Below are 19,211 nucleotides of genomic sequence, written 5' to 3'. Positions count from 1 at the left end.
CGGCCTGTCCCCTTGCGGTTCGTTGTTCGGTGCCATTGGTTTATCCCCGTGCAGGCGCAGAAACAAGGCTGCCTCGGGGGAGAGGCAGCCTTGCCGGCAGGACATGGCGGCGGAAGGGGTCTTTCAGACCGCCTCGATCCGGATGGCCACGGGCTCGCCCACGACGACGCCGGTATCGCGGAATCCTGCGAGCGCCACGTCGATGGAATCGCGCATGGTGCGATGGGTGACGATGACGACCGGCGCGGTCGGCTCGCTATGCCCATACTGGCGCATCCGGTCGATGGAGATCCCCGCGTCGCCCAGTTGCGTGGCAATCCGGGCCAGCGCGCCGGGTTTGTCCAGAAGCGTCATGCGCAGGTAGTAGGGCGCAGGCACGGCGGCCTTGGCCGGAATGGCGTGTGTCAGGCTGCTTGCCGGGCGGCCGAAAGGCGGGATCCGCACGCCGCGGGCAATGTCGATCACGTCGCCCATGACTGCGGAAGCGGTCGGCCCTTCGCCGGCGCCGGGGCCGCGGAGTACGATCTGGCCCACGGCATCGCCCTCCAGCACAACCATGTTGGTGCCGCCCTCGAGCTGGCCCAGCGGGCTTTGCGCGGGGACGAGGCAGGGCGTCATCCGCTGCTCCAGCCCGCGGCCCGTCATCTGTGCCACGCCCAGAAGCTTGATACGGAAGCCGAGGTTTCCGGCATGCCGGATGTCGTCGATGGAGATCTGGCCGATGCCTTCCAGCTCCACCGAATCAAAGTCCACCTCGGTTCCGAATGCGATGGCGGAGAGGAGCGAGAGCTTGTGCCCCGCGTCGATCCCATCCACGTCGAGGCTCGGATCCGCCTCCAGATAGCCGAGCGCGCGGGCCTCCTCGAACACCGTCTCATAAGGGAGCCCCGCGCTTTCCATCCGGGTCAGGATGTAGTTGCAGGTGCCGTTCATCACGCCCATCACGCGCTTGATCTCGTTGCCCGCAAGGCCTTCGGTCAGTGCCTTGATGACGGGGATGCCGCCAGCGACGGCCGCTTCGAACCGGAGCGCCGTTCCCGCGGCTTCCACCTGCCTGGCCAGTTCCTGACCATGATGGGCGAGCAGAGCCTTGTTTGCGGTCACGACATCCTTGCCCGCGGCGATGGCCGCTTCGGTCGCGGCCTTCGCGGGGCCATCGGACCCGCCCATCACTTCCACCACGACATCCACATCGTCCCGGCGGGCCAGCGCCACGGGATCATCCTCCCAGGTGTAACCCGAGAGATCGACGCCCCGGTTGCGCTTGCGGTCGCGCGCCGAAACGGCGGAGATCGTGACCGGGCGCCCCGCGCGCGCCGTAATGAGGTCGGGATGCGTCTGAATAATGCGGATCACGCCGGTGCCGACGGTGCCGAGTCCGGCGAGGCCGAGGCGCAGGGGCGTGGTCATGGTATCCTCCAGTGCAAAATCCAGCCCGCGTCTGTTAGCGGCTTGCAGAGGCTACCGCAACGCCCGCTTTATGCGCAGGCGGAGGCGTGGCGTCGCTGCACATCCACCTCGCGCATCGGGCTATTGGTCGAGGTTGCGGTTTTGCAGCAATCGCGCCCGGCGCGCAGTCTCCGCTCCGGCCGCCTGCACCTGAGCGGTATCGTCCGGGGTGACGCGCGTTGTTGCCTGCGCAAGCAGCGGGCCTGTGGGCACGATCTCCGGGTAGGGCTCGCGCCTGGCCTCCGCGCTTCCCAATGTGCGGATCTCGGGCGCATCCGGCGGGCTGCACGCGGAAAGCAGGCCTGCGGCGAGTGCAACCAGCAGAAGGGGCGGGCGGATTGGCAAGGCGTTCTCCGGGAAGGTTTCACATGCGCCGGTGTCAGAGTCGCATGGGCCGCAAGGCTGTGCAAGCCGAAGGGCGAGCGCGCTTCCAGCGCATCGGTCTGCCATCCCGCCGGCCAGACAGCGAATTGGCGTGTCATCGCGCCGGCCTGACCACGCACCGGCCCGACATCGCGAAGACCTGCCCGCGCAGACCTGCCCGCGCAGACCTGACCGCGCAGACCTGACCACGCAGACCTGACCACGCAGACCTGACCACGCAGACCTGGCACAGCATCGGCTTGGAACTGAACGATTGTTCAGTTAAGGCTGAACGCATGGCGCGCACGACAGGTTCCCGATCCGACATCACCCGCCAGCGTTTGCAGGATGCCGCGCTGCGTCTTTTCGCGGCCGAAGGCTATGCCGCCGTCTCCATGCGGCGGATCGCGGCGGAGGTGGGTGTGCAGGCGGGTGCACTCTATCTCTACACTCCTGACAAGCAGACCCTGCTGTTCGACCTCATGCATACGCATATGCAGGACATCCTCTCTGCCTGGGAGAGGGAAGCGCCCTTTGGGAGTGATCCCCGCGCGCGACTCGATGCCTTCGTCGCGTTCCACCTGCGTTTCAACCTCGACCGCCCGGAAGCGGTTTTCGTCTCCTACATGGAACTCCGCAGTCTGGAGCCGGCGAACTTCGCACTGATAGAGGGCCTGCGCCGCCGATATGAGGATGCCCTGGAAGCGATCCTGTCCGAAGGCGTAAGGGCCGGGGTCTTTCGTATCGCCGATACGCGTGTCACCACGCTTGCGCTCATCGCGATGCTGACAGGGGTCAACACTTGGTATCGCTCTGGCGGACGGTTGAGCAGGGAAGGCGTCACCCGGCTTTACACCGGGCTGGCCCATGGAACAGTGGGGGCGATGAACGCCCCCAACTCCTGAACTACCGCCCTTGCAGGATCACAGACCCTTGGAGCGATAGGCCGTCGCGACCCGCCCGATCGCGACCATGTAGGCCGCCATGCGGAGATCATGCACATCGCCGCGCCCGTTCCAGATCTCGCGCATGGACTGGTAAGCCTCGCGCATCGTGTCATCGAGACCCGAGCGCACATGCTCGATCTCTCCCGCGCCGCGGAGATACTGCTCCTTGAAGCCGGGCGACAGCGTCCAGTCCAGGCCCTTGTCCGCGGCGAGCCGCTCAAGCTCATCGACGAGCAGACGGTGACGCGCCTCCTCCTGCCGCCGTTCCATCCGGCCGAACTTGATGTGCGAAAGGTTCCCGACCCATTCGAAATAGGACACCGTGACCCCGCCGGCATTGGCATACATGTCGGGCAGGATCACGACGCCCTTCTGCCGAAGGATTTCGTCCGCCCCCGCGGTGATCGGGCCGTTCGCAGCCTCGACGATCAGGGGCGCTTTCACCTGCGCGGCATTGTCGAGATTGATGACGCCCTCCATCGCGGCGGGGATCAGGATATCGCACTCCGTCTCCAGAAGCTTGGATCCGTCGCTGATGAAGGTTGCGAAGGGATAGCCCTTCACGCCGCCCTGCCGGCTGATCCACTCCTTGACGGAAAGCACGTCCAGCCCGTCTTCCGAATAGATCGCACCGTCCCGCTCGATGATGCCGGTGATCTTCGCGCCGTCTTCCAGCGACAGGAACTGCGCGGCGTGAAAGCCGACGTTGCCGAGGCCCTGGACGATGATCCGCTTGCCGTCCAGCCCGCCGGAGAGATGCGCGCGCCGCACATCCTCCGGGTAGCGGAAGAATTCACGGAGCGCGTATTGCACGCCGCGCCCTGTCGCCTCCACCCGCCCGGCAATACCGCCCGCATGGACAGGCTTGCCGGTGACACAGGCGGCGGCGTTGATGTCGGTGGTATGCATCCGCGCATACTGGTCGGCGATCCACGCCATCTCCCGCTCTCCCGTGCCCATGTCGGGGGCGGGGACGTTCTGGGACGGATTGATGAGGTCGCGCTTGATGAGTTCGTAGGCGAAGCGGCGGGTGATCCGCTCCAGCTCGTGCTCCTCCCATTCGCGGGGGTCGATGCAGAGCCCGCCCTTGGAGCCGCCAAAGGGGATCTGCACCAGCGCGCATTTGTAGGTCATCAGCGCGGCCAGCGCCTCCACCTCGTCCTGATTGACGGTGGGGGCATATCGGATGCCGCCCTTCACCGGCTCCATATGCTCCGAATGCACCGACCTGTAGCCGGTGAAGGTGTGGATCTGCCCCCGCAGGCGCACGCCGAAGCGGACGACATAAGTGGAGTTGCAGACCCTGATCTTCTCCTCCAGCCCGGGGGAGAGATCGAGAAGCTTCACGGCGCGCCCATACATGAGATCGACGGAATCGCGGAAGCTCGGTTCGACTGCGGTCGCCATTGGAATTCCTTCTGATTTCGCAGCGAGTCCATGCGGATCTAGCATGGCGTGACGTAGCGTCGATAGCGGCAGAATGGCGCGCCGGGCATACTGTGGCTTTTGCCGCCTCTCGGGCGTTGCCCCACCCCGTTCGGGTTGCGCGCGCCACACGGTCGTTACCCTCCGGCGCGATCGGGCCTGAGGCATGGACAGAGACGACGGTTCACCGGATAATCGGCGGATGAGTCTTCCCCCCGGTTTCCTTGATGAACTGCGCTCGCGTCTTTCGCTGACCCAGGTGGTCGGGCGCAAGGTGTCGTGGGATCTGCGCAAGTCCAACCAGGGGAAGGGTGACATGTGGGCGCCCTGTCCTTTCCATCAGGAGAAGTCCGCCTCCTTCCACGTCGATGACCGCAAGGGCTTCTACTACTGTTTCGGCTGCCACGCGAAAGGCGATGTGATCACCTTCGTCAAGGAGACGGAGAACGTCGGCTTTATCGAAGCCGTCGAAATCCTTGCGCGCGAAGCCGGCATGCCCATGCCCCAGCGCACCGCCGGAGAGCAGGAGCGCGCGGATCTCCGCTCCGGGCTGGTAGAGGTGATGGAGGCGTCCGTACGCTTTTACCGGCTGCAGCTTGCGGGCGGGGCAGGGACTGCGGCGCGCGACTATCTGGATCGGCGCGGGCTCGACATGGCGGGGCGGGAGCGGTTCGGCATCGGTTATGCGCCGGACAGCCGGACGGCGCTCTGGTCGCATCTGACGGGCGCGGGCATCGCGCCGCAGCGGATCGTGGAGGCCGGGCTGGCCATCGCGCCGGATGACGGGGGCACCCCCTACGACCGGTTCCGGGGGCGCATCATGTTCCCGATCAGGGATGCACGGGGGCGGTGCATCGCCTTCGGCGGAAGGGCGTTGGATCCGAACGCGCGGGCGAAATACCTGAACTCGCCGGAAACGCCGCTCTTCGACAAGGGGCGGACGCTCTACAACATCGGGCCGGCGCGGGAGGCGGCGGGGAAGGGCAACACCCTTCTGGTCGCCGAAGGCTACATGGATGTCATCGCGCTGTCGGAGGCGGGTTTCGGCGCGGCGGTGGCGCCGCTGGGAACGGCAGTGACGGAGGACCAGCTCCGCCTTCTATGGCGGATTGCCGATGAGCCGGTGGTGGCGCTGGACGGCGACAAGGCCGGGATTCGCGCGGCGCTTCGTGTGGTGGACTTGGCCCTGCCGCTTCTGGAGGCAGGCAAGAGCCTGCGGTTCGCCCTGCTTCCCGAAGGGCGCGACCCCGACGATCTGATCCGCGCCGAGGGCCGCGGCGCGATGCAGCGGGTCATCGACCGGGCCGAACCGATGGTGAGCCTGCTGTGGCGGCGGGAAACCGAAGGCCACGTCTTCGACAGCCCCGAGCGCCGCGCCGCGCTGGACAAGCGTCTGCGCGAAGTGCTGCGCACGATCCGCGACCCTTCGCTCCGCCGCCATTATGGCGAGGAGATCGCTCGCCTCCGACAGGACCTGTTCGGGCGCGGGGCCGTTGCTCCGCGCAGCCGATTCGGCGGGCAGAGCCGCCGGGGCAAACCGGCAGTGCCCGTCGGTCCGGCGCCGGCCACCCGCCGCTCCCTGCTGGCGACGGCGGACGGGGTAGAGGATTCGCTGCGGGAAGCGGTGATTCTCGCAACGCTCCTGACACATCCTGCACTTATCGAGCGATTCGAGGCGGATCTGGAAGCGACGGAGATGATCTCTCCGGATCATCGTGCCCTGAGGATAGCAATCCTGCGCAACAGTCAGGCAGAACCGGAAGGGATACAGGCAAAAATAGCCTCCGAGGCCGCGCCCGCCCTTGAAAAACTGTGGAGTTCAAGCCATGTGACCATCGCACCCCCGATCCGCAATCCGGGCGATATTGAACTGGCCGAGATGTGTCTGGCCGAGGAATTCGCCAAACTAGACGCGCGACGCGGGGCCAGGAAAGAGATCGAGGACGCTGTGGAGGACCTCGGCGGAGTGGTTGACGAGGGGCTGACATGGCGACTCGGTCGCGCCGCTGAGGCGGTCGAACGCGCCGGAAGAAGACATCACGAGGATGCCAGTGACCTGGGAGAGGACCGCTCGGCCCTGTCGCGGCATCTTCAGACACTGATTGATAGGGAGATCTGGGTGAAGAACAGGAAGCCTCGATGACGTATCGGCTGTGATTCGGCTGAACGATTCGATAAACCGCACCCATGATTCGGACCCCCGAGGAGAGCGCATGGCCATCAAGGAAACCGACGACGGCAAGACGGACGATCAGGATGCTGAAATCACGCTCGACATGAGCCAGACCGCGGTCAAGAAAATGATCGCGGATGCGCGCGAGCGGGGGTTCATCACCTACGACCAACTGAACGCCGTCCTGCCCCCTGAGCAGGTTTCCTCCGAGCAGATCGAGGATGTGATGGCGATGCTGTCCGAGATGGGCATCAACGTCATCGAGGACGATGAAGCCGAGGAAACGGAGAGCGAGGGCGGAGCGGTGGTGGAAACCTCCGGCTCCCGTGAAGTCGCCATCGCCGGTGTCCAGTCCGAGACGCTCGACCGTACCGACGATCCGGTACGGATGTATCTGCGCGAGATGGGCTCTGTCGAACTGCTGTCGCGCGAGGGCGAGATCGCCATCGCCAAGCGGATCGAGGCCGGTCGCAACACGATGATTGCCGGGCTCTGCGAAAGCCCGCTGACCTTCCAGGCCATCACCATCTGGCGGGACGAGCTTCTGTCGGAAGACATCCTGTTGCGCGACGTCATCGATCTGGAGGCGACCTTCGGCCGCTCCATGGATGACGACGACATGGAAGGTCCTGTGGTTGACGGGCTCGACATGGAGCCGGGGGCCGATGCCGCCCCCCGCCGCGCTTCCTCCGCAGAGCCGGAGCTGGACGCCGATGGCAACCCCATCATGCGGTCCGACGACGATGACGAGGATGAAGACGGCTCCAACATGTCGCTGGCCGCGATGGAGACCGCGCTGAAGCCGCGCGTGCTGGAAACGCTCGACGCCATCGCCTCCGATTATGAACGTCTTGCCGAGATGCAGGATCTGCGCATGTCGGCCACGCTGAACGAGGACAATACCTTCTCTCTGGAAGCGGAGACCGCTTACCAGAAGCTGCGCAGCCAGATGGTCCATCAGGTGAACTCGCTTCATCTGCACAACAACCGGATCGAGGCGCTGATCGACCAGCTCTACGGCATCAACCGCAAGATCATGTCGATCGACTCGAACATGGTGAAGCTGGCCGATGCCGCGCGGATCAACCGGCGCGAGTTCATCGACGAGTATCGCGGCTATGAACTCGACCCCACCTGGCTTGAACGCATGGCGGGCAAGCAGGGCCGGGGCTGGCAGGTGCTGATCGAAAAGTCGCGCGCCAAGGTGGAAGGGCTGCGGGCCGAAATGGCGCAGGTCGGCCAGTATGTCGGCGTCGATATCCAGGAATTCCGCCGCATCGTCTCCCAGGTACAGAAGGGTGAGAAGGAAGCCCGGCAGGCCAAGAAGGAGATGGTGGAGGCGAACCTCCGGCTCGTGATCTCCATCGCGAAGAAATACACGAACCGTGGTCTGCAATTCCTTGATCTCATTCAGGAAGGCAACATCGGCCTGATGAAGGCGGTGGACAAGTTCGAGTATCGGCGCGGCTACAAGTTCTCCACCTATGCGACCTGGTGGATCCGGCAGGCGATTACCCGCTCCATCGCCGATCAGGCCCGCACGATCCGTATCCCGGTCCACATGATCGAGACGATCAACAAGCTGGTCCGCACCGGTCGGCAGATGCTGCATGAGATCGGCCGCGAACCGACGCCGGAGGAACTGGCCGAGAAGCTCCAGATGCCGCTGGAGAAGGTCCGCAAGGTGATGAAGATCGCCAAGGAGCCGATCTCTCTCGAAACCCCGATCGGAGACGAGGAAGACAGCCAGCTCGGCGATTTCATCGAGGACAAGAACGCCGTCCTGCCGCTCGACAGCGCCATTCAGGAAAACCTGAAGGAGACGACGACGCGGGTTTTGGCCTCCCTCACCCCGCGGGAGGAGCGGGTTCTGCGGATGCGTTTCGGCATCGGCATGAACACCGATCACACGCTGGAGGAGGTGGGTCAGCAGTTCTCCGTTACCCGCGAGCGGATCCGGCAGATCGAGGCCAAGGCGCTTCGGAAGCTCAAGCATCCCAGCCGCAGCCGCAAGCTCCGCTCGTTCCTCGACCAGTAAACCCTTCGTCGTCCTCGGCAGACGGTCGGATTGATCTCTGGGCGCATTCCCCTCCGCGGGAATGCGCCCTATATGTTTGCGGGAAGAAGGAGGCTCTTCATGACGCTGATAAAACTCCTCTCCGGTGCTGCCCTCGCGGCGCTCCTCTCCGGCCCCGCGGCGGCGGCTGTCACACGGAGCGGATTGCGTGTGGATCCGGTCGATGCGAACCGGTTCATCGTTCAGCCGAGAGGGGCGGTCGGAGAGTCCGACCTGTGGTGCGCCGCTGCGCAATTCGCCCGACGTCAAGGTCTCCCTGCTGCGGGGCGAATCTGGCGGGTCACACCCCCTCCGATGCGTGGCGGGCGCGGCGTGATGTTCTCCCTGTCGCCGGAGGACAGCGGCGGGAGAACCGGCGTCATTACCCTTGGCGGACGGCAGGACGGCTCCTTCAACCGTAGCTTTGCGGAGCAGTTCTGCTGGAATCCGTCGGAAGATCGGGACTGAAATTTTCGCTTGCACGACCCGGCTGAGAGCGGAACAATGGGTGAACCCTAATCGGAGACACTCATGACGCCCTTGGAGAGCCTACCGCAGGACATACAATATCTGCTGGGTGGCCTTGGTCTGCTCTCCCTGATCTTGTTTTTGGGGCTGCTGCGCGCCCGCCGGATGAGGCGCGATGCCGCTGACGCGTCCGATGCTTCCGAACGGGAGATGCGGGAGCTTCGCACCCGCCTTGCGGAGCGGGAGGACAAGCTTGCGGAGCGCACTGCGACCCTTGCCCGGTCCGAGGAGCGCGCGACGGAGGCGCATGTCCGCGCCGAGCGGCTGGAGGAGACGGTAGCGGGTCTTCGCGACCGGCTGGGCGCCCTCCGGCAGGAGGCGGGGCAGGTCCAGTCGGCCCTCGAACTGGCGCGGCGCGAGGGAGAGAGGCTTCGGGTCGAGGCGCGCGGTCGCGAAATGGCCATGGAAAAGGACAGGGAAGCCGCCGCGCGTGAGATAGCGCTCCTGAAGGAGCTGCGCGAGGAGATGACCACGCGGTTCCGCGACATGTCGGATGAAACCCTGCGCCGCCAGAATGCCGATTTCTCCAAGGCGCAGACGGACCGGCTCACCGCGCTCCTGAACCCGTTCCGCGAGCATGTCGTCCGGTTCGAGGAGGAACTGCGCAACGTTCATCGCGCAGCCGATCTGGAGCGGGCACGGCTCGGCGAACAGATCTCGCTGCTTCACCGCCGGTCCGAGGAGATCAGTCAGGAGGCCGTCGCCCTCACCCGTGCGCTGAAGGGGGACAAGCAGCGGCAGGGTGCCTGGGGGGAGATGATTCTGGAACGGATTCTGGAGGAATCCGGGCTGGAACGCGACATTCACTATGAGGTGCAGGCCGTCCGTCGCGACGATGCGGGCAAGACGTTCCGGCCGGACGTGATCGTGCGGATGCCGCGCGGTAAAGTCGTCATCATCGACTCCAAGGTTTCGCTGGTCGCCTATGAGGCCGCCGTGAACGCCGGAAGCCCGGAAGAGCGCGTGCTGCACATCCGGGACCATGTCGCCGCAATCCGCTCGCATATCGACCGGTTGGGTGCCAAGGACTACGCGGGCACGGATGCCGAGGCCGTCGATTACGTATTGATGTTCGTGCCGATAGAGGGCGCGCTGTCGGAGGCGCTGCGCGAGCAGGGCGATCTGACGTCCTATGCCTTGGCGCGTGGGATCGGTCTGATGACGCCGACGACCCTGATGGTCGCCCTCCGCACGATCGAGCATGTCTGGACGGTGGACAGGCGGGAGAAGAATGCCGAGGAAATCGCCCGCCGCGCCGGGCTTCTTTACGACAAGGTGGCGGGTTTCGTGGACGACCTCGCTTCGGTGAGCACGCATCTAGGGCGCGCGGCTTCGGCACATGAAGCGGCTGTCTCCAAGCTTTCGCGGGGCAGCGGAAACGTGCTTGGGCAGGTGGACAAGCTCAAGAAGCTGGGCGCGCGCAGCAACCGCAGCATGGCGCTCGACTTCGATGAGGAGGAGGACACGCCGCTCCTTCCCAGTCACGCGGCCGAGTGATGTTGGCCGAGCTGGGTATCATGACGCGCGGACGGGGGATGTACGAGATCACCGGGAGGGTGGCGGAGCTGCTGCCTGCGCAGGACGGCCTTCTGACGCTCTTTGTCCGGCATACGTCCTGCTCCCTGCTGATTCAGGAAAATGCCGACCCGGATGTGCAACGGGATCTCGCGGCCTTTTTTGCGCGGTTTGTCCCGGATGCCGACGACCCCCGCATGGATTATCTGGTTCACCGCGCTGAGGGGCCGGACGACATGCCCGCCCATATCAAGGCGGCCGTGTTGCCCGTTTCGCTCTCCATTCCCGTATCACAGGGGCGTATGCTGCTCGGAACCTGGCAGGGGATCTACCTCATGGAGCACCGTGCAGCCCCGCATTCCCGGAAGATCGCGCTGCATTTCATGTGACGCAGGCCAGCCACAGCCGTCACCCAACATCTGGGGGCTGAAATGGGCACTACCCAAGGGGTGGGAGTGTTCCTATAGTCACTGTGGATAAGTCATGAAATGCGACAAGGGGAAGGCGGATGCGCTGCCCGTTCTGCGGAAACATAGATACGCAGGTCAAGGATTCCCGGCCTGCTGAGGATCATGTCTCGATCCGTCGACGCCGGTTCTGCCCGGCCTGCGGTGGGCGGTTCACCACTTATGAACGGGTGCAGCTTCGCGATCTGGTCGTCATCAAATCCTCCGGGCGGCGGGAGGATTTCGACCGGGGCAAGCTGGAACGCTCCATCCGCATCGCCATGCAGAAGCGGCCGATCAATCCTGAACGCATCGACCAGATGATCTCGGGCATCGTGCGGCGGCTGGAAAGCCTTGGCGATACGGACATCCCCTCAAAGGTGATCGGCGAGATCGTGATGGAGACCCTGGCCCGCATCGATACCGTCTCCTACGTGCGTTTTGCCAGTGTTTACAAGAATTTCCAGGCTGCGGACGATTTCGACAAGTTCGTGTCGGAGCTTCGTCCCACCAGTCCGGCAGAAGAGTGAGCAGGCTCAGCGACAGCGACGCCCGCTATCTGACCATGGCCATCGCGCTCGGCGAACGCGGATGGGGATGCGTGTGGCCGAACCCGGCGGTGGGCTGCGTGATCGTGCGGGACGGACGCATCGTCGGGCGCGGCTGGACCCAGCCCGGTGGCAGGCCCCATGCGGAGGTCATGGCGCTTCGCGATGCTGGCGATGCCGCGAGGGGGGCCACCGCATATGTCAGCCTCGAACCCTGCTCGCATCACGGGAAGACACCCCCCTGTGCGGAGGCGCTGATTGCCGCCGGTATCGCGCGGGTGGTGAGCGCGCTTGAGGATCCCGATCCTCGCGTTGCGGGGCGGGGGCACCGAATGCTGGCGGAGGCGGGGCTGGCGGTGTTTGCCAATGCCTTGCCGGATATGGCGGAACGGTCTCACCGGGGGTTCCTGAGCCGTGTGCGGAAAGGGCGTCCCATGCTTACGCTCAAGCTTGCGACAACGCTCGACGGCCGTATCGCGACGGCAACAGGGGAAAGCCGCTGGATCACCGGCGCGGAGGCCCGGCGCTACGTGCATCTCATGCGGGCACGCCATGATGCCGTGCTGATCGGGGGGGGAACCGCGCGGGCGGATGATCCCGGGCTGACGGTGCGCGATCTGGGCGATATGCCTTCCCCCGTCCGCGTGGTGGCCGCTGCGGCGCTGGACCTGCCGGTCGACGGCCAGCTTGCGCGCACGGCGGTGGAGGGGCCGCCGGTCTGGCTGCTCTTCGATGCCGCGCGTGCCCCTGCCGCGGCGCGACGCTTCTGGGAGAAGGCGGGTGCGCGCCTGCTGCCGGTGCCCGCGGACGCGACGGGTGGGCTGGACGCGCGTGCCATGTTCGCAGCCCTTGGCGCGCAGGGCCTGACGCGGGTGTTCTGCGAGGGGGGAGGGATGCTTGCGGCTTCCCTGCTCCGCGCGGCGGTCGTGGACGATCTGGCCATGTTTACAGCCGGTCGCGCGATAGGGGCGGACGGTCACGCCGCCGTGGGGCCGCTGCTGCTCGACCGACTGGCGGATGCGCCGCGGTTCAGCCTGCGGGAAAGCCGGGCGATCGGTGCTGACATGCTGACCCAGTGGGAGGCGGTCTGAAGCATCGCCGCCTTGCTCCGTCTTGCCCTTCACGCCCAGTGGAGCTAGGGGTAGGCGCGAAAGGAACCGGCCATGTTCACGGGGATCGTCACCGATATCGGAGAAGTGCTGGCGCTGGAGCAGCGGGGCGATCTGCGCGCGCGGATCTCCACGCGTTACGACGTGGACCAGATCGACCTCGGGGCATCAATCGCCTGTGACGGCGTCTGTCTGACGGTCGTGGAAACCGGGCATTCCGACACTTCCGGCTGGTTCGAGGTCGATATCTCGGCGGAGACGATTGCCGCCAGCGCGCTTGGTGCGTGGGTCGCTGGCCGGCCGGTCAATCTGGAACGCGCGCTCCGCGTGGGTGATGAACTGGGCGGGCATATCGTCTCCGGCCATGTCGATGGCATCGCAGAGATCATGGAGATGCGTCATGAGGGAGACAGCACCCGCGTGACCCTCAAGGCGCCGGAGCTTCTCGCCCCTTTTATTGCACCCAAAGGCTCCATTGCGCTCGATGGCATTTCGCTGACGGTGAATGAGGTCAACGGACCGGACTTCGGGGTGAACCTCATCCCGCATACCAAACAGGTGACGACCTGGGGCAAGCTCGCCGTGGGCCAGGTCGTCAATATCGAGATCGATACGCTGGCGCGCTATGTCGCCCGCCTGCGGGAATGGAGCAAGCCGTGATCGACCATACCCCCTCTGTCTATTCCGACGCCGTTTCCTCCATCGAGGAGATCATCGACGATGCCCGGAACGGCAGGATGTTCATTCTTGTTGACCATGAAGACCGTGAAAACGAAGGCGATCTGGTCATTCCGGCCCAGATGGCCACGCCCTCCGCGATCAACTTCATGGCGACCTACGGGCGCGGGCTGATCTGCCTTGCCCTGACCGGAGACCGGATCGACGCGCTGAAGCTGCCGCTCATGTCGGCCAACAACTCCACCCGGCACGAAACGGCCTTCACCGTGTCCATCGAGGCGCGCGAAGGCGTGACGACCGGGATCTCTGCGCATGACCGCGCGCGTACCGTCTCGGTCGCGATCGACCCCACCAAGGGCGCGAGCGATATCGGCACGCCGGGCCATGTCTTTCCGCTTCGCGCGCGAGAGGGCGGCGTGCTCGTCCGCGCCGGCCACACCGAAGCGGCAGTGGATATCGCGCGGCTGGCCGGTCTCAACCCCTCGGGCGTGATCTGCGAGATCATGAACGAGGACGGGACGATGGCGCGGTTGCCCGATCTCGTCGCCTTCGCACAGAAACATGGGATCAAGATCGGCACGATTTCCGACCTGATCGCCTATCGCCGTCGCTACGACAACCTCGTGCATGAGGTTGCGGTGAAGAAGGTCACCTCTGCCTATGGCGGCGACTGGCTCATGCGGCTCTATTCCGATGAGACGCAGGCGGCGGAGCATATCGTGCTTTCCAAGGGCAATATCGGCCTGGCGGAGCCGCTTCTCGTGCGGGTTCACACGCTGGACCCGCTGGAGGATGCGCTCGGCATCGGCGGGGCATCGGGCAATCTGGCCGCGGCGATGCGCCTGATCGCGTCGGAAGGGCGGGGTCTGATGGTGCTGATCCGCGATACCTCCATGAAACTCTCCACGCAGGAGGAGGCCGCACCCCATACGCTGCGGCATTACGGGGTGGGGGCGCAGATCCTCGCGTCGCTCGGTCTGTCCAAGATCATCCTGCTGTCCAATTCGCCGACACCGCGCGTCGTCGGCCTTGACGGTTACGGTCTGTCCATCGAGGGCACCCGGCCGATCCCCAAGGAGTGAAACCATGGCCTCGGCCGAAACGCATTACTCGCCGCCGGTTCCGGCTTTCGACACAGCCCCGAAGGTTCTGATCGTCGTGGCGCCCTACTACAAGGATATCGCCGACGCGCTTGTCGCGGGGGCAAAGGCGATGCTGGAGAAGTCCGGCGCGACGTGGGAGCTGGTTGAAGTGCCCGGCGCACTTGAGATTCCGCTCGCCATCGGCATTGCGCTCCGGCAGTCGGACTATGACGGCTATGTCGCGCTCGGCTGCGTGATCCGGGGGGAGACCACGCATTATGAGACCGTGTGCAACGACAGCTCCCGCGGTCTGATGCAACTTGGCCTTGGCGGCGCCTGTCTCGGCAACGGTATCCTGACGGTTGAGAACCGCGACCAGGCGGTGGTCCGCGCCGACCCGGATGGCCAGGACAAGGGGGGCGGGGCGGCGGCTGCGGCGCTGCATCTGGTCGCGCTCACACGCTCGCTGAAGCGCGTGCCCCGTGAAGTCGGTTTCGTGCGGAAGGCTGGCGAATGACCAGCGCTCCCAACAAACGGCAGATGCGGTCGGCTGCGCGGCTTTACGCCGTGCAGGCCCTGTTCCAGATGGAGGCCTCCGGCACCACTGTGGACAAGGTAATGCGCGAGTTCGAGACATGGCGTTTCGGCGCCGAGATCGACGAGGGAACGGCGCTGACCGAGGGCGATGTCGATCACTTCCGCAAGGTGGTGGAAGGCGCGGTGACCTGGCAGGCCAGGATCGACCAGATGACGGACCGTGCGCTGGTCGCCAAATGGCCCATCGACCGGATCGACCCGGTGATCCGCGCGTTGTTCCGCGCGGCGGGGGCGGAGCTTGCCGCCACCGATACGCCTCCGCGTGTCGTCATCACCGAATATGTCGATGTGGCGCATGCCTTCTTCCCGGATGGCCGGGAGCCGAAGTTCGTCAACGCCGTGCTTGACCATATGGCCCGCGAGGCCCGGCCCGAAGCGTTCTAGGGGGAGGGGGCGTCTTCGCTCCCCGCCCGCAACTCGACTTCGAGAAACCGCTCGAAGGCGTCGAGTTCCACCGGCTCAAATTGCCCGAAGCCCTGCATCCAGACGGAGGCTTCGCGCAAGGCGTCCGGGTCGAGTTTGCACCAGTTGATCCGGCCGCGCTTCTCCTGCGTGATGAGACCTGCTCCTGCGAGGATCGCGAGGTGCTTGGAGATCGCCGCGAGCGAGATGTCGAAAGGTTGCGCCACATCGCTGACGGCCATGTCATCTTCCAGCAGCAGCGCAAGGATCGCGCGCCGCGTGGGGTCCGCAAGGGCCGAAAACACCAGGTCCAATCGACTGTCCATGCGCCGCCATAGGCCGGAAGGCACCTGACGGTCAACCTGTCGGTTGAATAACACGCGCAAGCTGCGGGCGCCAACATGTCGCACACGGCTATAGGCCGAAAGTATTAATGATAATAAATCAAATAATAACAGTATATTACATCGCATTTCTAAATTAATATGTCAGCTTGACTTGAGCGCAAGCTCCCCCTAGTTTCGCCGCAACTTTCCGGAAGGTGCGGGAATGACGGAAGAACCGGATCAGGAGCGGCTGCGCCAGCTCGAAGAACGGCTCTCCCGAATGAAGCGGGACAAGGCCCCCGTCGCACGCAAGGAACAGGGTGGTTTCACCCAGGGCGAAGTTGCCTGGCGGATGGTGATCGAGATGGTCTCCGGTCTGCTGATCGGCTTCGGTATTGGCTACGGGCTCGACTATCTGTTCGGGACGCTGCCGATCCTGCTGGTGATCTTCACTCTTCTCGGTCTTGTGGCCGGGGTAAAGACGATGCTCGGCACCGCTGCCGAATTGAACGCCAAGACCGGGCAGGCGCCTGCCAGCCGCGACGACGAGGGAAACTGACTTGGAACACGAAAGCTCGAGCCCCTTTGCGATCCACCCGATGGATCAGTTCGTCGTCAAGCCGCTGTTCGGCGGCGGCGAGGTTCACTGGTACACGATCACCAATGTGACGCTGTGGCTCGCTCTCGCCGTTCTGGCCATTTTCGCGGTGCTGGTGCTCGGCACCCGTCGTCGCGGGATCATCCCGTCGCGCAGCCAGTCCGTCGCAGAGCTGATCTATGGCTTCATCTACAACATGGTGGAAGAAGTGACGGGGCATGAGGGGGTGAAGTATTTCCCCTGGGTGCTTACCTTCTTCCTGTTCATCCTGTTCGCGAACCTGCTGGGCCTGATCCCTGGTTCCTTCACCACGACCTCCTCCCTTGCCGTGACGGTGACGCTGGCGCTGCTGGTGTTCTTGGGGGTCACGATCATCGGTTTCATCCGCAAGGGTCCGGGATTTCTCAAGATGTTCTGGGTGACCTCGGCGCCGCTGGCGCTGCGGCCGATCCTTGCCGTGATCGAGGTGATCTCCTACTTCGTGCGTCCGGTCAGCCACTCCATCCGGCTTGGCGGCAACCTCATGGCGGGCCACGCCGTCATCAAGGTGTTCGCCGGTTTCGCCACCGTTCTGGCCATCGCGCCGGTTTCCATTCTCGCTGTCACCGCGATCTACGGGCTGGAAGTGCTCGTGGCCGTTGTGCAGGCCTACGTCTTCACCATTCTGACCTGCGTCTATCTGAAGGACGCGGTGGGCGACGCCCACCACTGACCCCGGTCGGATCAACTTATCCCAGCCATTCCCATCAAGGAGATACGACATGGAAGGCGAACTCGCTCTCATGGGCAAATACCTCGGCGCTGGCCTCGCGGCCATCGGCCTCGCGGGCGCTGGCCTCGGCGTCGGTAACATCGCCGGCAAATTCCTCGAAGGCGCGCTGCGGAACCCGTCCGCTGCTCCGGGCCAAACGGCGAACCTGTTCGTCGGCATCGCCTTCGCCGAAGCTCTGGGCATCTTCTCGTTCCTGATCGCCCTCCTCCTGATGTTCGCCGTCTGATCCGACGGATCGACGAACGACAGTAGGGCGGTGCCTGGCGCCGCCCGCTTCAGGCTTTCGGGGGACGCGACATGGATTACGCACAGGAGGAGGCGGTCGCCGCGGCGGGTATGCCGCAGCTCGACTTCTCGGTCTGGCCAAACCAGATCTTCTGGCTCCTTATCGCGCTTGGCGCGATTTACTTCATCCTGACGCGCATCGCGCTGCCCCGGATCTCCGGCGTGCTGTCCGAGCGTAACGGGACTATTGCCAACGACATCGCCCAGGCGGAAGAACTCAAGCTGAAGGCGAAAGCGGCGGAGGAGTCCTACACCAAGGCGCTCGCCGACGCGCGGACAGAATCTGGCCGCATCGCCGAGGCGGCCCGTGCCGAGATCCAGAAGGACCTCGATGCGGCGATCGCGCATGCAGATGCGGAAATCGCGGCCCGGACTGCCGAATCCGAAGCGCGGATTGCGGATATCCGCGCCGGTGCTGCGGAAAGTGTACGTGAAGTCGCGCATGAGACCGCGCGCGCCATCGTGACCGCTCTGGGCGGTCGTGCCGGCGACGACGCGCTGGTGAAGGCAGTCGATCAGCGGGTGAAAGGGTGAGGGTCATGCGAATCATAACGACCACCGCCGTGGCGCTGACGGTTGCGACCCCAGCGCTCGCTGCGTCGGCGAACGGGTTCTTCACCTTCCACAATACGAACTTCACGGTGATGCTAGGCGCGCTGGTCTTTGTCGCCATCCTGCTGTGGTTCGGTGTGCCTGGCAAGATCATGGGCCTGCTCGACAAGCGGGCAGTCACGATCAAGAGCGAGCTGGAAGAAGCCAAGGCGCTTCGTGAGGAGGCGCAGAAAATCCTCGCTTCCTATGAGCGGCGCCAGCGCGAGGTTCAGGATCAGGCACAGCAGATCGTCGCGAACGCGAAGAAGGAGGCCGAGGCTGCCGCCGCGCAAGCCAAGGTCGATCTCGAACGCGCTGTCGTTCGGCGGCTGCAGACTGCCGAAGGGCAGATCGGTGTGGCGGAAGCCGAAGCCGTACGCAAGGTGCGTGACGAGGCTGTGGCTATCGCAGTCGCCGCCGCAGGCGAAGTCATTGCCAAGCAGATGACCAGGGATGAGGGGAACGAGATGATCGACCGCTCCCTTGGCGAAGTGGAAAAGCGCCTTCACTGAAGGCGTCTGTCCAGACGGAAAAAGCCCGGCAGCATTGCCGGGCTTTTTCCGTCTGGACATCGGATGAGCTACCGCGCCGGTTCACCCATTCGGGCGGATGGTGATTTCCACACGACGGTTCTGAGCACGGCCCTCTACGGTCGCGTTGCTGGCGATGGGCTGGGTCGAAGCGCGCCCGACGGTGCTGATGCGGTAGGCGGGAACACCATTGGCGGTCAGCACATTGGCGACCGATTGTGCGCGGCGCTGGGACAGGTCCTGATTATGCGCCGCCGTTCCGGTGGAATCGGTATGTCCGGTCACGACGATGGTGCTGTTGGGATACTGGAGAAGGTTGTTGGCGACAGCAGAAATGTCGCGCTGGGTCTGTATGCTTACCGTCGCGCTGTCCGTGGCGAAGGTAATCGCTTCCGGCAGCGTCACAACGAGTTCGTTGCCGGTGTTGACGATGCCGATATTGGGGTTGTTGACGTCGCGCCGCAGGTCAGCGGCCTGTGCGTCCAGCGTGGAGCCGAGCGCCCCGCCGATGCCTGCACCGATCGCACCGCCGACAGCGGACGTAACCCATTTGTTGTGCGACTTGCTTGTGGAGCCGATAGCGGCGCCGCCAAGCGCGCCCAGAATGGCGCCGGTCTGCGCCCCGGAGTTGCTGCCATCGCCCGTCGCGCAGCCGGAGAGCGCGAAGGCCCCGAGCATCGCGGTGATGAGATAGGTTTTTGCGTGCATGTCCCGCCTCGCCCTGTGCTTTTTCTTTGCCCGAGATCACGGGCACACGGGCTATAGCACCGCCGCTCCCGATGCGGCAACTC

22 protein-coding genes are annotated in these 19,211 nt (G+C 64.7%); 17 read left to right on the top strand and 5 right to left on the bottom strand.

Annotation, left to right across the window (positions count from 1 at the left end; translation table 11 throughout):
- Positions 1–123: 123 nt before the first annotated feature.
- On the bottom strand, positions 124–1,410 hold the full coding sequence (locus CDV49_RS01760; protein ID WP_088213849.1) for a homoserine dehydrogenase: 1,287 nt from the start codon (positions 1,408–1,410) through the stop codon (positions 124–126).
- A 120-nt stretch (positions 1,411–1,530) separates the two neighbouring features.
- On the bottom strand, positions 1,531–1,794 hold the full coding sequence (locus tag CDV49_RS01755; protein WP_088213848.1) for a hypothetical protein: 264 nt from the start codon (positions 1,792–1,794) through the stop codon (positions 1,531–1,533).
- 314 nt (positions 1,795–2,108) lie between these two features.
- Between CDV49_RS01755 and CDV49_RS01750 the strand changes: the two genes are divergently transcribed.
- The gene (locus CDV49_RS01750; protein WP_088213847.1) at positions 2,109–2,717 is read left to right on the top strand and encodes a TetR/AcrR family transcriptional regulator; all 609 of its coding nucleotides are present in this window, start codon (positions 2,109–2,111) and stop codon (positions 2,715–2,717) included.
- An 18-nt stretch (positions 2,718–2,735) separates the two neighbouring features.
- Here CDV49_RS01750 and CDV49_RS01745 read toward each other — a convergent pair whose 3' ends face one another.
- Positions 2,736–4,166, bottom strand: a complete 1,431-nt coding sequence (locus CDV49_RS01745; protein WP_088213846.1) for a Glu/Leu/Phe/Val family dehydrogenase — start codon at positions 4,164–4,166, stop codon at positions 2,736–2,738.
- 220 nt (positions 4,167–4,386) lie between these two features.
- Between CDV49_RS01745 and dnaG the strand changes: the two genes are divergently transcribed.
- The 11 genes from dnaG to nusB all read left to right on the top strand — a co-directional run bounded on the left by dnaG (position 4,387) and on the right by nusB (position 15,300).
- The gene (gene dnaG, locus CDV49_RS01740; RefSeq protein WP_088213845.1) at positions 4,387–6,327 is read left to right on the top strand and encodes a DNA primase; all 1,941 of its coding nucleotides are present in this window, start codon (positions 4,387–4,389) and stop codon (positions 6,325–6,327) included.
- A gap of 70 nt (positions 6,328–6,397) precedes the next feature.
- On the top strand, positions 6,398–8,395 hold the full coding sequence (rpoD, locus tag CDV49_RS01735) for an RNA polymerase sigma factor RpoD (protein WP_088213844.1): 1,998 nt from the start codon (positions 6,398–6,400) through the stop codon (positions 8,393–8,395).
- Positions 8,396–8,494: 99 nt separating this feature from the next.
- Positions 8,495–8,881, top strand: a complete 387-nt coding sequence (locus CDV49_RS01730) for a hypothetical protein (protein WP_088213843.1) — start codon at positions 8,495–8,497, stop codon at positions 8,879–8,881.
- Between the two features lie 63 nt (positions 8,882–8,944).
- Entirely contained in the window at positions 8,945–10,438 is a 1,494-nt protein-coding gene (rmuC, locus tag CDV49_RS01725; protein WP_088213842.1) for a DNA recombination protein RmuC, read from the top strand.
- The gene (locus CDV49_RS01720) at positions 10,438–10,845 is read left to right on the top strand and encodes a secondary thiamine-phosphate synthase enzyme YjbQ (RefSeq protein ID WP_088213841.1); all 408 of its coding nucleotides are present in this window, start codon (positions 10,438–10,440) and stop codon (positions 10,843–10,845) included. The genes rmuC and CDV49_RS01720 overlap by 1 nt, the downstream gene beginning before the upstream one ends.
- 119 nt (positions 10,846–10,964) lie before the next feature.
- Complete coding sequence (gene nrdR, locus CDV49_RS01715) at positions 10,965–11,432, top strand: transcriptional regulator NrdR (RefSeq protein ID WP_035706100.1); 468 nt, start codon at positions 10,965–10,967, stop codon at positions 11,430–11,432.
- A complete protein-coding gene (gene ribD / locus CDV49_RS01710) occupies positions 11,429–12,541 on the top strand; it encodes a bifunctional diaminohydroxyphosphoribosylaminopyrimidine deaminase/5-amino-6-(5-phosphoribosylamino)uracil reductase RibD (RefSeq protein WP_256947196.1) in 1,113 nt (370 codons plus the stop codon). The genes nrdR and ribD overlap by 4 nt, the downstream gene beginning before the upstream one ends.
- A gap of 72 nt (positions 12,542–12,613) precedes the next feature.
- Positions 12,614–13,219, top strand: a complete 606-nt coding sequence (locus CDV49_RS01705) for a riboflavin synthase (RefSeq protein WP_088213840.1) — start codon at positions 12,614–12,616, stop codon at positions 13,217–13,219.
- Positions 13,219–14,319, top strand: a complete 1,101-nt coding sequence (gene ribB / locus CDV49_RS01700; RefSeq protein WP_088213935.1) for a 3,4-dihydroxy-2-butanone-4-phosphate synthase — start codon at positions 13,219–13,221, stop codon at positions 14,317–14,319. The genes CDV49_RS01705 and ribB overlap by 1 nt, the downstream gene beginning before the upstream one ends.
- 4 nt (positions 14,320–14,323) lie before the next feature.
- On the top strand, positions 14,324–14,836 hold the full coding sequence (locus CDV49_RS01695; RefSeq protein WP_088213839.1) for a 6,7-dimethyl-8-ribityllumazine synthase: 513 nt from the start codon (positions 14,324–14,326) through the stop codon (positions 14,834–14,836).
- Positions 14,833–15,300, top strand: coding sequence for a transcription antitermination factor NusB (nusB, locus tag CDV49_RS01690; protein WP_088213838.1), 468 nt, complete (start codon positions 14,833–14,835; stop codon positions 15,298–15,300). The genes CDV49_RS01695 and nusB overlap by 4 nt, the downstream gene beginning before the upstream one ends.
- Here the strand turns inward: nusB and CDV49_RS01685 are convergent.
- The gene (locus CDV49_RS01685) at positions 15,297–15,644 is read right to left on the bottom strand and encodes an ArsR/SmtB family transcription factor (RefSeq protein ID WP_088213837.1); all 348 of its coding nucleotides are present in this window, start codon (positions 15,642–15,644) and stop codon (positions 15,297–15,299) included. The genes nusB and CDV49_RS01685 overlap by 4 nt on opposite strands.
- A 223-nt stretch (positions 15,645–15,867) precedes the next feature.
- On the opposite strand from CDV49_RS01685, the gene CDV49_RS01680 reads away from it, so the two are divergent.
- The 5 genes from CDV49_RS01680 (at position 15,868) to CDV49_RS01660 (ending at position 18,402) form a co-directional block, all read left to right on the top strand.
- Positions 15,868–16,203, top strand: coding sequence for an AtpZ/AtpI family protein (locus tag CDV49_RS01680; protein WP_035740992.1), 336 nt, complete (start codon positions 15,868–15,870; stop codon positions 16,201–16,203).
- Between the two features lie 40 nt (positions 16,204–16,243).
- Positions 16,244–16,954: a F0F1 ATP synthase subunit A gene (locus tag CDV49_RS01675; RefSeq protein ID WP_088213934.1), complete on the top strand. Its 711-nt coding sequence runs from the start codon at positions 16,244–16,246 to the stop codon at positions 16,952–16,954.
- 49 nt (positions 16,955–17,003) lie between these two features.
- Positions 17,004–17,240: a F0F1 ATP synthase subunit C gene (locus CDV49_RS01670; protein WP_035706080.1), complete on the top strand. Its 237-nt coding sequence runs from the start codon at positions 17,004–17,006 to the stop codon at positions 17,238–17,240.
- 71 nt (positions 17,241–17,311) lie between these two features.
- Complete coding sequence (locus CDV49_RS01665; RefSeq protein ID WP_256947195.1) at positions 17,312–17,833, top strand: F0F1 ATP synthase subunit B'; 522 nt, start codon at positions 17,312–17,314, stop codon at positions 17,831–17,833.
- Positions 17,834–17,838: 5 nt separating this feature from the next.
- Positions 17,839–18,402, top strand: coding sequence for a F0F1 ATP synthase subunit B family protein (locus tag CDV49_RS01660; protein ID WP_088213836.1), 564 nt, complete (start codon positions 17,839–17,841; stop codon positions 18,400–18,402).
- 81 nt (positions 18,403–18,483) lie between these two features.
- Here CDV49_RS01660 and CDV49_RS01655 read toward each other — a convergent pair whose 3' ends face one another.
- Positions 18,484–19,128: an OmpA family protein gene (locus CDV49_RS01655; protein WP_088213835.1), complete on the bottom strand. Its 645-nt coding sequence runs from the start codon at positions 19,126–19,128 to the stop codon at positions 18,484–18,486.
- Positions 19,129–19,211: the final 83 nt, after the last annotated feature.

Origin of the sequence: Haematobacter genomosp. 1 (assembly GCF_002196855.1) — a bacterium.
GTDB lineage: Bacteria > Pseudomonadota > Alphaproteobacteria > Rhodobacterales > Rhodobacteraceae > Haematobacter.
Note: the sequence above shows the minus strand (reverse complement) of the source record. Positions and strands in the feature narration are given on the sequence as shown.